This is a genomic window from Millisia brevis NBRC 105863, assembly GCF_001552615.1.
In the GTDB taxonomy this organism is placed as follows: Bacteria; Actinomycetota; Actinomycetes; order Mycobacteriales; family Mycobacteriaceae; genus Millisia; species Millisia brevis.
Genome location: NZ_BCRN01000030.1, coordinates 16,024 through 29,818, shown reverse-complemented (window position 1 = coordinate 29,818; position 13,795 = coordinate 16,024). Strand labels below are relative to the sequence as shown.

Below are 13,795 nucleotides of genomic sequence, written 5' to 3'. Positions count from 1 at the left end.
CGGCGAAGCCGGCGGCGGGGGTGCGCGGATGAGCGGCGGGCCCGGCGGCCGGCGGCGGCAGGATGCGGTCGACACCGGTCGGGCGCTGCGCGGGCGGCGGCCGGTGGCGGCCGATCGGCTGACCGTGAGCCCGCGACGTCGGCGACGGGTGAGAACCCGTAGCCGCCGGGTCGGCGAACGGTTCCGCCGCGTCGGTGCGCTCGGCGCCGCGGCGCGGGCGCCGACGAGCGAGCAGATCGTGCAGGGAGCGCTGCAGGGCGGCCGGCAATCCGGCGGCCGTCGCGGGATCGGCGGCGGTCCGGGAGGAGCCGCTCACCAGGTCGACCACCCCGTCGAGGACATCGCTGGCGAGGCGGCCGCCGTAGCGGGCGAACCGCTGCACGGTGCGGTCGGGCTCCGAACGGCCCGCAGCATCGAACTCGGCGAGCCACTGCGCGAAGTGGTACTCGTCGGTGATCGGCCCCATCTCCAGGTAACGCTCGGCCAGTTCGACCAACTCGGTGGTGTGCAGGGTCGGAATGGCCGCCTGGCCCGCGAGGATGGCCGAGAAGTCGGCGTCCAACTCGGTGATATCCAGCAGACCGAAATCACGAAGAAGGTCGGGCGTTACCGATTTGAGAACATCGGAGAATTCCGAGTCGACCGGGCATCCGAGATCGGTGAAGTACTGCGACCAGAAGTTTTCGAGGGAGTCGCAGCGGGCGGCGGAGTCGACCAGCAGCACCAGGCTCAGCGCAGGATACCAGGTGACCAAGCGGGTCCGATCGATCCGCTGACGCCCCATCTGTCCGGCCAGAAAACCGTACTCTTGCTGGGACCTTTGTATTGCCGCAGCATCGGTGGCGATCTCTGCGACAAACGAGACCCGGCTGTCCCGGAGGCGTCGTTCCAGATCCGACTCGTGCCGGGTCAACCACGATGCGCTGGTGGTGGCTTTCGCGACCCCGTCGGCTTCGTTCACCGATGTCTCCATTTCGCTCAACCACTACGACCACCGTTGGTCCTATAACGGACACACGGTAGTGATCCAATCGTTACCCTAATCCTGGATACCACGGATTTTCGGAAATGGGGAAGATCGGTGTTCCACTATTAGGAGAAATCGGTCACTTCTGTGAATCCGGTCACATACAAATCGGTCGGCCGGGATTATGCGTCGGTGACCTCGCCGGTATCGCCCAGGTCGAGGATCGCGCCCGACGCCGCGGCGACGATATCGTCCAGGGCTGCAGGGACCTCGGCCCCCAGATAGGGCCGCACCAGGCCGTAGGGGCAGGCTTGCACCGCCACCGACAGCAGTTCCAGATGCCTCGGATCGGTCGATCCGAACCGATCGGCGCAGAGCCGCCGCAGGGCCGCCTCGACGTCGTCGTTGACCGTTCCGATCTCGTCGATCAGATCGGCCGGTCCGTCCTCGATCAGCGCCTCCCAGCGATACAGCGACAGCGCCAAGGCCTCCGCGGGGTACCGCCGGCAGTAGCGCGGGATGTGGACCGCCGCCGCCACCGCGGCCCGCCGCGCGTCCGGGCCCTCCGTGGCGGCGAGGAAGCCGACGTGGAAGCGCCGGATCGAGCGCAGCCACAACGCGACGAACAACTCCTCGCGCGAGCCGAAGCGGTGGTAGATCGACCCGACGGGGGCGCCGATCTGCGCGCCGACATCGGCGATCGTGGCCGCCCGCCACCGACGTCCGACGACGGCGAGCGCGCCGTCGAGGATCTGCTCGGTGGAGAACTTCGTGGGCCGTGCCATCCCTGCACGCTAACCGGTTGCCGCCCGTCGATCCGCCGGGCGTCGCCGCCCGCCGGACCTACAGGGGCAGCAGGGTGTGCTTGCGCGGGTTGGTGGTGTGGGGCTTGTCGGCCAACAGGCGCAGCGCCTTGCGCAGTTCGAGTCGGGTGGCGGAGGGCTCGATCACCGCATCGACGTAGCCGCGCTCGGCCGCGATCCACGGCGTCGCGACGGTGGCGTTGTAGAAGTCGATCAGCTGCTTGCGTACGTGGGCGGCGTTCTCGCCGGCGGCGGCGATCTGCGCGCGGCCGACGATGTTGACCGCGCCCTCGGCGCCCATGACCGCGATGCGAGCGGTGGGCCAGGCGAAGTACATGTCCGAGCCGAGTTGCTTGCTGCCCATCACCGCGTAGCCGCCGCCGTACGCCTTGCGGGTGACCACGGTGATCTTCGGGACGGTCGCCTCGACGTAGGAGAGCAGGAAGCGGCCGCCGCGCTTGATGACGCCGATGCGTTCCTGTTCGACACCGGGCATGAAGCCGGGGGTGTCGACCACGAGCACCAGCGGGATGTTGAACGCGTCGCAGAGCCGCACGAAATGGGACGCCTTGTCGGAGGCCTCCGCGGTCAGCGCGCCGGCGAAGTGCAGGGGCTGGTTGGCCACCACGCCCACCGGCCGCCCGTCGACCCGGGCGAAGCCGGTGATCACGTTCGGGGCGGTGATCGCCCCCATCTCGTGGAACTCGCCGTCGTCGAACATCCGCAGCAGCAGATCGTGCATGTCGTAACCGGCGTTGTCGGCGTCCGGCATGATCCGGTCGAGCTCCCGGTCGCTGTCGGTGAGCTCCGGCTCGAGGCCGGGGTTGATGATCGGCGGCTGTTCCTGGCATTGCAGCGGGAAGTACGACAGATGCCGCCGCACCCACTCGAAAGCGGTCGCCTCGTCCGGAACCACGTGGTGGACATTGCCGTTGCGGGCCTGGGTGCGCGCGCCGCCGAGGTCGTCGAGGTCGACGTGCTCGCCGGTGGCCGCCTCGATGACGTCCGGACCGGTGACGAACATGTACGCCGACTCGGTCGCGACGACGACGTCGGTGCAGATCGGCTGGTACGCCGCGCCGGCGGCGCACTTGCCCAGCAGGATCGAGATCTGCGGGACCTGACCGGACAGCGGCTCCTGGGCCCGCCCGATCTCGGCGTACCAGGCCAACGAGGTCACCGCGTCCTGGATGCGGGCGCCACCGGAGTCGTTGATGCCGATCACCGGGCAGCCGACCTTGTGGGCGTGGCGCATCACCGCGGCGACCTTGCGGCCGAACATCTCTCCGACCGTGCCACCGAAGACCGTCTGGTCGTGCGAGAACACCGCGACCGGGCGGCCGTCGATCCGGCCGTGGCCGGTGACCACGCCGTCGCCGTAGAGCGCCTTCGGGTCGCCGGGGGTGCGCATCATCGAGCCGAACTCGACGAAGCTGCCCGGGTCGAGCAGGCTCTCCACCCGGCCGCGGGCGCTGTTGATGCCCTTCTTGGCACGCTTGGCGATGCCGACCTCTCCGGCGGGCTCACGGGCGATGTCGATGCGGGCCTTGAGGTCCGCAAGCTTCTCGGCCGTGGTCGCCATCCGGGCGGCGGCGATGTCGGTGTCCAGACTCACGAGTTCTCCTGTGCTGACGACTCGATCCGCTCCAACTTGGCGGACAGATCGGCGGCCACCAGGGAGATCAGCGGTTCGTCGATCACCGCCAAGTGGTTGCCACCTATATGAACAATCTCGAGGTGGGCCACGGCGTTACCCCAACCCCCATCGGGAGCGCGCTTACCGTAGCGAGGTTCGAGCTCGATCATGTCGTCGTGATACGTATCGGCCAGGTACAGCGTCACGTCGCCGTCGTAGGGATACAACGTCGCCGATTGCAGGGCCCGGTTGTCCAGCCACGAGGTGCGCTGGTGCTCGATGATGCCGCTGGGGATCGTGGTGCCCGACATCGAGACCAGTTCCAGGATGATCTGGATCTGCTCGTCGTCGGAGGCATTCGCCAGGCGGTCGAACGGCAGCGGGATCTCGGTGTTGTACAGCCGCTCACCCACCTTGGCGTACCGCTCCCAGCGCAGCCGGCGTTCCTCGACCGTCTCCGGGATCGGCTCGTAGGGCAGGACGGTGTCGAGCAATCCCACGTGCCGGACGTCCGCGCCCTGGTCGGTCAACTGGCGGGCGACCTCGTAGGCGAGCACGCCGCCGAGCGACCAGCCGAAGAGCACATAGGGCCCATCGCCCTGTACCTCGCGCAGCCGGGTGATGTACTGCGCCGCACGATCTTCCACCGAGCCCTCGACCCGCTCGAAGCCGTACATCGGGGTGCTCGCCGGAAGGCGCTTGAGCAGCGGCTCGTAGACGACCGTCGAGCTGCCCGAGGCGTGGAAGACGAAGACCGGAACCGCATTCGAGCCCTCGGGCCGGGCGCGCAGGGTCCGCATGAACCCGTCGACGCCGCCCCCTTCGAGATGCTCGCGGACCGTCGAGGACAGCTCCTCGATCGTCTCGGCGTCGAGGATGTCATCGACGGTGATCTCGCCCTTGGCGCGCTCGCTCAGCCGGGCCGCGAGGCGTTCGGCCGTCTCGTCGTCGAGCACCGGCAGGGTGTTGAAGATGCCGCCGGCGGACTTTCCGGTGATCACCGCCCACGAGGCGAAGGTCAGCCGTTCGGCCGCGTCGCGCGGGGCGACGTCGGATCCGGCCGCGGCGGCGATGTCCTCGGTGCCGGCGGCCGCGGGAGCCGGGACGGTGTCGGCCGCGCTCACGGCGGTCTCGGTCACGGCGGCGGTGGACGTGGCGGCAGTGGACGCCTCGGTCTCGGCGGCAGCTTCGGCCTCGACGATCGCCTCCGCCTCGGCCACCACCGAGGTGGTCACGTCGGCCAGTTCGTCGTCGAGCGAGGTCTGCGCCGCCTCGGCGGCCGAGGTGTCCGCTGCGGCGGCTTCCGTTGCCGCGGGGGCGGTCTGCGCCTCGGGCTCGGACTGGGCGACATCCTCGGATGCGTCGGTGGCGCGTTCGGCCGCCTGGCGCTCGGCGAGCGCCGCGACCTCCTCACGGTTTTCGACCGCGTAGCGCACGTACTTCTCGACCTCGAGCAGGTTGGCGTCGCGCACGGCGGTGATCTGCACGGTCGGGATGTCGAATTCGTATTCGGCGCGGTTTTTGATGCGCACCGCCATCAGCGAATCGAGACCCAGATCGATCAGCGGCACCTCGACCGGCACATCCTCGGCCGAATAGCCCATCGCCTCACCGACGATGATGCACAGCCGATCGCGGATGCTCTCGCCGCTGTCGGGATCCCACTTGCCGCCGACGTTTTCGACGACCTCGGGCAACTCCTCGATCGGGCCGGACCGGTCGACCGCCGGCGCGGGAGCGGTGACGACCGCGGGCACGTCGACGACGGCGGCCACCGACGTGTCGCCGCCTCCGGTGACGACCGCCTCGGCAACCAGGGTGAACCGGCCGGAGTCGGCGGCGTGCACCTGCAGCGAGGCGCCACCCGGATGCGGGGAGAGCGTGGTGGTCAGCGACCCGCCGCTCGGCCAGGCGCCACGGGTGAGCACCGTCGCGACGGTGACGTCGTCGAGCACCTGAGCGGCGGCCGCGGAGACGAGCGCCTCGGCGCTCTCGGCGGTCGATGCCTCGGTCTCCCAGGCAAATCGGCCGTCGGGCAGCGCGACGCGGGTACCGGGCATGCCGGGCGCGGCGAGCGCGCCGGTCAGACGGCCGGTGTCCGCACCGGTGATCCACAGCGGGCGACGCTGGTAGCGGGTCGGCGGCACATCGGCCCAGGGGCCGGCCGGATAGAGCCGGTCCCAGGCGATATCGCGGCCGCGCACGAACAGCTGCGCCTCGGCGGCGAGCAGGGTCTCCCGCTCGTCCTCCTTGCGCTTGAGGGTCGCGATCAGGGCGGCGTCGGGCAGGCCGGCGTCCCAGGTGGTCGCCGCGACCGACATCAGCGCGATCGGATGCGGGGCGATCTCGACGAAGCTGGTGAACCCGGCCTCGACCGCCTTGCGGATCGCCTGGGTGAAGTGCACGACATGCCGCATGCCCTTGACCCAGTACTCCTCGCGATGGATCTGCGAGCCCGCCGGGTAGTAGGTATCGGCGTCGACGGTCGAGAACAGGCCGACCTCGGTCGGGTGCACCTCGAGCCCCATCAACTCCGCGTGCAGCTCGCCGAGCAGCGGGTCGACCGCCGAGGTGTGGCCGGCGCCGCGGACATCGAGGATGCGACCGATCTTGTCCTCGGAGACCGCGCGGTCGACCAACTTCTGGACCGCGTCGCGCGGGCCGCCGACGGTGGTATGTGTCGGTGCCGCATAGACACTCGGCTCGACGCCGGGGTACTGCTCCGCCAGGGCGGTCACCTCGGCGGCGGAGTACTCCACCAATGCCATCGCGCCGGCGTCGGCCTCGGACAGGCTGTCCTGGCCCTCGCCGAGCAGCCGCGAGCGCACGCAGATGATCCGCACCGCGTCCTCGAGACCCAGACCGCCTGCGGCATAGGCCGCGGCGACCTCACCCATCGAGTGGCCGACCACCGCGGCCGGGCGGGCGCCCAGTCCGCGCAGCACGTCGACGAGCGCCACCTGGATCGCGAACGTTCCGACCTGGGAGTTCTCGAAGTCGTAGGTCTGCGAGTCGTCGAGCACGATGTCGCGGATGCGGTAGCCCGCCTCGTCCTCGATCAGGTCGTCCACCCGGTCGAAGGCCGCCGCGAAGGCCGCGTTGTCCTGGTAGAGGACCTTGGCCATCTTGCGATGCTGGGCGCCGTAACCGGAGAAGACCCAGACGTCACCGTTGGTATCGGGGCCGTTGGCCGCCAACACATTCGGGGCCGGCTTGCCCGCGGCGGCCGCGCGCAGCCCGGCGACCGCCTCGTCATGGGAATGCGCGAGAACCACGGCGCGCGAACGCATCCGGCTGCGCGAGGCCAGCGTATGGGCGACCGCGGTCAGCGGGGTCGCGCGACCGGCGTCGCTGTCGAGCCAGTCGGCGAGGTCGGCGGCGGTCAGCTTGCGCCGCGAGACGGTATTCGCGCTGATCGGCAGGGCGACCGCGGGGGCGGGCTGCTGCTCCTCGGCCGGCGCGGCATCGGCGGGCGCGGTGTCGGCCGCCTCGGCGCCGGTTGTCGCGGTGTCGGCGACGGTATCGAGGTGGTCGGCGGGGGTCTCGACGGGGATACCGGCGAGTTCGGCGACCGCGGCGTCGGGATGCTGCACCTGCGCATCCGGCGCGTCGGCGGGCACGTATTCGGAGAGCACGACGTGGGCGTTGGTCCCGCCGAAGCCGAAGCCGGACACGCCGGCGATCGCCCGGCCGCTATACCGCGGCCACGGGGTCGCCTGATCGGTGACCTTCAAATGTGCGGCATCCCAAGGGATGTACGGGTTGGGGCCGGCGTAGTGCAGGCTGGCGGGCAGCACGTTCTCGCGCATCGCGAGGACCACCTTCGCCAGGCTCGCGGCGCCGGCGGCGGACTCGAGGTGGCCGAAGTTCGTCTTGGCCGAGCCGAGCAGCGCCGGGTTCTCCGCGGTGCGCCCGGCGCCGACGACGCGTCCGAGCGCGTCGGCCTCGATCGGGTCGCCGAGGATGGTGCCGGTGCCGTGGGCCTCGATGTAGTCGACGGTGCGCGGCACGATCCGCGCATCGCGGTAGGCCGCGCGCAGCACGTCGGCCTGCGCATCCGGGTTCGGCGCGAGCAGACCATTGGAGCGGCCGTCCTGGTTGACCGCGCTGCCCTCGATGACCGCGAGGATGTCGTCGCCGTCGCGCTCGGCGTCCTCGAGGCGCTTGAGCACCACGAAGCCGGCGCCCTCGGAGCGGATCATGCCGTCCGCATCCGACGAGAACGCCTTGATCCGGCCGTTCGGGGCGAGCACTCCGGTCTTGCCGAAGCCCAGCGTCGCCGCGGGGGCGAGCAGCATGTTGACCCCGCCGGCGAGGGCGAGATCGCTGGTGCCCTCGCGCAGGCTGCGCACCGCCTGGTTGACCGCGACCAGAGTCGACGAGCAGGCGGTGTCGACCGCGATCGACGGCCCGCGGAAGTCGTAGAAGTAGGACACCCGGTTCGGCAGGATCGACGACGAGGTGCCGGTCAGCGCGTACGGATGCGGGTCCTCGGCGGCCAACGCCAGGAACTGGTAGTCGCTGGTCGAGCTGCCGACGAAGACGCCGACCAGCTCGCCCTTGAGCTCGCTCGCCGGGATGTGCGCGTGCTCGAGCGCCTCCCAGGCCAGCTCGAGCATCAGCCGCTGCTGGGGGTCGACGTTCTCCGCCTCGAGCGGACTCATCGCGAAGAACTCCGGGTCGAAGCCCTTGACGTCGTCGAGGTAGCCGCCGAGCGTGGTGGTGTCGTCGATCGCCTGCGAGAGGCGCCGGTCGCCGCGGAATTCCTCCCAGCGGCCCTCGGGCAGCTCGGTGATCCCGTCGCGGCCCTCGATCAGCAGCTTCCAGGTCTCGTCCGGGGTATTGGCCGAGCCAGGCAGCCGGGTCGACAGGCCGACGATCGCGATGCGGTGACCGGCGGGGACCGGCCGATCGGTGAAGTACGAGTCGTCGAGCAGGACCTGCGGCGTGTCGGGTTCACCTTCGATGATGATGGTGGCCAGCGAGGCTATGGTCGGATGCTGGTAGACCACGGTCGCGGTCAGCATGACGCCGACCAGCTCCTCGATCTCCCCGCTGAGCGCGACCGCGTCGCGGGACGACAAACCGAACTCCTCCATGGGGCGGTCGTCGCTGATCTGGTCGAGCGGCTGCCCGGTGGTGCGGGCTACCCAGCCGCGCAACCACTCCCGCAGCTGGGGGACCGTCATATCCGAACCGGCCGGCCCCGCGGGAGCCGCGTTCGCGCCCGTCGGTGCGGCAGCCGCACCCGTCGTCTCGGTCTGCTCTGATGTCACCGGTTGCTCCGATACCTCGGAATGCCCTGATGTCACGTCTTCAGCCATTGATCCACCAACGTACCGCGTCGAAGAAGTTGAACCGCATACGGAGGTCGAGTCTCACTCCGTTACCGCATCGGGGAAGGAATTCTGCACCGCCGCGACCTGCACGGCCGCGTCGGGGAAGGCGTTCTGGGTGTAGCCGCCGCGCAGGGTGCCGGTGATGTACGCGGCGCGGCAGGCCCGGTGGGCGATCTTGCCGCTGGAGGTACGCGGGATCGATCCCGCCGGTACCAACAGGACGTCGCGGGCGGTGACGCCGTGGCGCTGCGAGATCGCCGCGCGCACCGCGTCGGCGATCGGCACCGGATCGGCCTTGCCGGCGCCGGGGGCGCGTTCGGCGACGATCACCAGCTGCTCGGCGGCGTTCTGCGGATCGCGGCTCAGTCCGGCGGCGCCGTACTGGTAGACCTCGTCGGGCAGTTCGTTCGCGGGCACCGAGAAGGCGGCGACGAAGCCCGGACGCAGGGCGGTGCTCGCCTCGAGCGCCGAGGCCTCCAGATCCTGCGGGTAGTGGTTGCGGCCGTCGACGATCACCAGGTCCTTGACCCGGCCGGTGATGTACAGCTCGCCGTCGATGTAGACGCCGTAGTCGCCGGTGCGCATCCAGTTCGCGTCGTCGGGTGCGCCCTCGGCGCGGCTTCCGGAGGACAGGCGCTGGACGAGCTTGTTGTGGAAGGTCTCGCTGGTCTCGAGGTCGCGACCCCAGTAGCCGCGGCCGATGTTCTCGCCGTGCAGCCAGATCTCACCGACCCGGCCCTCCTCGAGCTCGACGGCGGACTCGGCGTCGACGATCGCCGCCCACTGGCTGCGGGCGACGTAGCCGCAGGAGACGATCGGCAGCGCGGACGGGCTGTCGGGCTCGGCGAAGTCGATCCGGCCGGCATTGAGTGCCTCGCGGTCGACCCAGGTGATCTTCGCGGCGTCGGTATTGCGGGTCGACGACACGAACAGGGTCGCCTCGGCCATGCCGTAGGACGGCTTGATCGCCGTCGCGGGCAGACCGTAGGGGGCGAACGCGTCGTTGAACTTGCGCATCGACGACACGGTGACCGGCTCGCTGCCGTTGATCAGACCGATCACGTTCGACAGGTCGAGTTCCTCGCCGGCCTTGGGCAGGCCGCGGGAGGCGGCGTGCTCGAAGGCGAAGTTCGGGGCGGCCGCGAAGGTGCCCGCGCCGTCGGTGACCGCCGCGAGCTCGCGGATCCACCGGCCGGGGCGCTGCACGAAGGCCAGCGGCGACATGATCGTGATGTAGTTGCCGCCCAGCGCGGGCAGGATCACCGTCAGCAGACCCATGTCGTGGAACATCGGCAGCCAGGTGACGCCGCGCGAGTTCTCGTCGAGCTTGATGCCGTCGACCATCTGCAGGGCGTTGACGCCGACCGCGCGATGGGTGATCTCCACGCCGGCGGGTACCCGCGTCGATCCGGAGGTGTACTGCAGGTAGGCGATGTCGTCCGCGTGCGGGTTCGGCGGGGTCCAGCTCTCGGCGACGGTGTCCGGGACGGCGTCGACGGCCAGGATGCGGGGTCGCTCGGCGGCGGGCATCGGGCGGACGAAGTCGCGCACCCCCTTCGCCGACCGGGTGACGGTCAGGATCACCTTCGGCGAGCAGTCGCCGAGGACCGCGCGCAGCCGGTCGGAGTGTCCGGGCTCGTCCGGGTCGAACAGCGGGACCGCGATCGTGCCGGCGTAGATGGCGCCGAAGAAGGACACGACGTAGTCGAGGCCCTGCGGCGCGAGGATCGCGACCCGATCGCCCGGCTCGGTGACCTGCTGCAGACGGGCGGCGACCGCACGCAGGCGCAGACCGAAGTCCTGCCAGGTCAGTTCCTTCGCCTCGCCCTCGCTGACCTGCGAGTAGTCCATGAAGCGGTAGGCCAGAGCGTCGGCGTTCTCAGCCACGTTGCGCTCGACATGACTGACGAGCGTCTGATGGTCGCCGACAACGATATTGCCGTTCTCATCGACGTAATCGTCGAAGCTCTGACCCATTACTTCCTCTCCTTCGAATCCGGCACGAGGTTCTCTACCGCATCGTCATTGCCGATCCATGAACCGCTTACCGGACACGATCTTCGTACTGTCGACCCACCGCCGGGGATCGAATCCTTCGTTCGGGTCGGTTTTCGACGCGACCGTCGGAAATGGTCGATAGCTCCGAACATGGTAGCGGTACTGCGACGGTTAACTATCCGACAGCAGGGGTATGACCGGAGCGAATGCCTCCATTTGTGTGGGGAACACGCCCACATAGGACATCGACGTGGCGGCCCGAACGTTTCTGACCTGGTCGGCGATCTCCTCGAACGTACCGATCGCGATGTACGGGGACGCGAGGATCTCCTCCACCGTCAGCCGCGCATCGACCTCGATGTTCGGCGGGAAACCGCGATCAAGGGCGGCCAACGCCATTTCCGCCGTCTGTTCCCGGTCGTCGGTGATGACGATCATGGTGATCGTCCAGTTGAGCTCGATCTCATGGAAACGGTCACCGGCCGCCTCGCGGATCCAGTCGATCCGCTCGCGGGTCTTGTCCATCGTGATGCCGGACAGCTTGAGCTTGCCCTCGGCGGTGGTCGACGGCACCAACGAGATGATGTCCGCATGCTTGGCGGCCAGCGCGAGCATCTTCGGTCCGCCGCCACCGACCGCGATCGGCGGGCGTGGGCCCTGCCGCGGGCGCGGGCTGCCCTTGAGGCCGTCGATCCGGTAGTGCTTGCCGTGGAAGGTGCACTCCTGGCCGCGCAGCAGCGTATCGAGGATCGTCAGCGCCTCGTCGAGCTTCTCGATCCGTTCGCCCGGCCGTTCGTAGTCGATACCGGCGGCGTCGAACTCGTCCTTCATCCAGCCCGCGCCGATACCGAGCTCGAGCCGGCCCTTCGACAGCACGTCGATCGTCGCGGCGTCCTTGGCCAGGACCGCCGGATGGCGGAAGCCGTTGGCGAGCACCGCGGTGCCGATCCGGATGTTCTCCGTGGCCACCGCCAGCGCGCCGAGCGCCGCGATCGGACCGACCTGGTCGCCGAGGTGGTCGGGGATCACGAAGCTGTCGAAGCCCAGTTCCTCGGCCGTGCGCGCCAACTGGAGGAAGCGTCGTGCGCCGCCCTCCTGCTTGTTGCCCTCGCCGCCCGCTGCGAAGCGAAACTTCCGAAGCGGCGGATCGGTTGGCGTGCTCATCTGTCGCGGTGCTCCCGGGTACTCGTGGTCGTCTGGCGGAACGCGGCATCGTGGTCGACTGCCGCGCGCCAGGGCGCCACTCTATCGCCCGCCGCGAGCCCCGCCACCGGGGAGCCGTTTCGGCGGCCCGCCCGGCGTGCTTCCCGGGAACTTGCTGTGCCGGCTCCTGCCGCGGACCTCATGGGAGTACCGGTCGGTTCGCGGCCGGCGTCAGGAGTGCGGAACCTCGGGGGTGTTGTTGGTGAGGTCGGCCGCCCAGCGCGTGACCCATTCGGTGGCGGTCGTGCCGGCGTCGTCGACGACGAACGAGGCGTACATCGCGTGCGCCGGGTTGCCGATCGAGCCGATCAACACCGCGAGGCTGTTCGGGATATTCGCCGGACTGAGCGCATCGGTCGGGGAGGCGCAGATCATGTCGGTCGGATTACAGATCTCGTAGACCCGATCGTTCAGCGCACCGAACTCGGTGGGCCGCGAACCGGTCATCGTGATGCCCGGCAGATCGAGCCCGCCGAGTGCGACCTCCGCCCCGACCCCGCCGATGCCGGGGTTGACCTGGATGCCGGAATCCGCGTCGCGGCGGCCGTCGGCGATCAGCGCCGTGCCGAGGACGAGATCGGCGGAAACCGGGCCTTCACCGTTGCCGATGCGCGCGGCGACGTCGCCGGCGATCACCGCGCCCTGGGAGAAGCCGGTCAGGATGTACTTCGTCAGCGCACACCGCGCGTGGGTCTGGGCGATGATGTCGATCGTGCGGGCGGTGCCCTCGCTGCGGCTGTTGTTGTACGACTGCTGGCCGTCCGGCGGCAGCGCGATCGGATTCGAGAACTGCGCGACGTACGGCACCGTGTACACGGTCAGCCGCTCCGGCGAGAACTGCTCCTGCAGGGGGCGGGTGATGCTCTGCATCAGCGAGGCGGGCATCGCGGTCGGGTTGTACGGGTCGTCGGTGGCCGTCGACTCCCAGGTGCCCGGAATCGCGACCGCCAGGACGTCGGGGCAGTCGGCCGGCTGGGACTGCGGCTGCTCCGGCCCGGGGGTCGGCCCGGGGCCCGGGGTCTGCAGTCGACCGGCCAGCAGGTACCAGCCCAGGACGACCAGCAGGATGACGACGATCAGGGCCACGAAGGCTCGAAAAAGAGTGCGCACTGTCACATCCGCCCGACGTCAGCAGTACGTCGAGTCGGCGACCTCGATGTAGGTCGCCGCGTTGGCGGCGGCCTGCTCGTCGGTCAGGGTCACCCCGGCGGCGCTCGCCTCGGAACCGACCATCGCGGTGACGTAGGTGGTGATCAGCGAGGCGTCCTCACCCTGCGCCTGCGCGGTGCAGATGTAGTTGGCGGTCGAGACCGCCAGATCGCCGTTGTCGACGACCGGCATGCCGCGGTCGCGCAGCGCCGCGACGAAGGCCTGACCGCGATCGTCGGTCGGGCCGGGTACCGCGGGTACCTCGGACTGATCGGCGGGCGGCGCGGTCGCCGCGCCGGGGTCGGCGGGGGCGGGCGCGGGAGCGGCCGGGGATTCCGGAGCGGAGGTCGCCGAATCGGCCGGCGGTACCGCGGCGTCCGACGTCGGCTCGGCGCTCTGCGAGGTGGACGTCTCGGCCAGCGAGGTGGTGGTCACCTCGTCGGAGGAGGAGTCGTTGCCGCACCCCGCCACGAGAATGCCGATGGCCACCGCGGCAACCGCGACAAACGGTGCCCGTGCGTGCCGAACGCTCATCGAAAGCCGAATCCTTCCCCGGCGCCCAGCGGACGCCACTGTCCATTTTCCGGCGGGCCGATCCGGGGTCGGCCGCAGCCGTCCCGGCGTCCGCGCCGGCGCGCCCCGGCGTACCCGGGGCCATCGCCACATCGTGGCACGATCCCCGGCCCTCGCCGTGGTTTGC

At 69.9% G+C, this 13,795-nt stretch carries 8 protein-coding genes; all 8 read right to left on the bottom strand.

The window, feature by feature from the left end; translation table 11 throughout:
* Window positions 1-961, bottom strand: a 961-nt coding sequence (locus MB1_RS24185) for a hypothetical protein (protein WP_218000314.1), incomplete at its 3' end; no start/stop codon positions are given.
* A 188-nt stretch (window positions 962-1,149) separates the two neighbouring features.
* A complete protein-coding gene (locus MB1_RS24180; protein ID WP_066913551.1) occupies window positions 1,150-1,752 on the bottom strand; it encodes a TetR/AcrR family transcriptional regulator in 603 nt (200 codons plus the stop codon).
* A 58-nt stretch (window positions 1,753-1,810) separates the two neighbouring features.
* Window positions 1,811-3,352 (bottom strand): acyl-CoA carboxylase subunit beta, encoded by a 1,542-nt coding sequence (locus MB1_RS24175; RefSeq protein ID WP_066913561.1) that lies wholly within the window; start codon window positions 3,350-3,352, stop codon window positions 1,811-1,813.
* Window positions 3,353-3,381: 29 nt separating this feature from the next.
* Window positions 3,382-8,595, bottom strand: a complete 5,214-nt coding sequence (pks13, locus tag MB1_RS24170; protein WP_066913549.1) for a polyketide synthase Pks13 — start codon at window positions 8,593-8,595, stop codon at window positions 3,382-3,384.
* A gap of 189 nt (window positions 8,596-8,784) precedes the next feature.
* Complete coding sequence (gene fadD32 / locus MB1_RS24165; RefSeq protein ID WP_066913547.1) at window positions 8,785-10,722, bottom strand: long-chain-fatty-acid--AMP ligase FadD32; 1,938 nt, start codon at window positions 10,720-10,722, stop codon at window positions 8,785-8,787.
* A gap of 192 nt (window positions 10,723-10,914) precedes the next feature.
* Complete coding sequence (locus MB1_RS24160) at window positions 10,915-11,907, bottom strand: LLM class F420-dependent oxidoreductase (protein ID WP_066913545.1); 993 nt, start codon at window positions 11,905-11,907, stop codon at window positions 10,915-10,917.
* Between the two features lie 210 nt (window positions 11,908-12,117).
* Entirely contained in the window at window positions 12,118-13,056 is a 939-nt protein-coding gene (locus MB1_RS24155; protein ID WP_245650349.1) for a cutinase family protein, read from the bottom strand.
* Between the two features lie 18 nt (window positions 13,057-13,074).
* On the bottom strand, window positions 13,075-13,629 hold the full coding sequence (locus tag MB1_RS24150) for a DUF732 domain-containing protein (protein ID WP_084352623.1): 555 nt from the start codon (window positions 13,627-13,629) through the stop codon (window positions 13,075-13,077).
* Window positions 13,630-13,795: the final 166 nt, after the last annotated feature.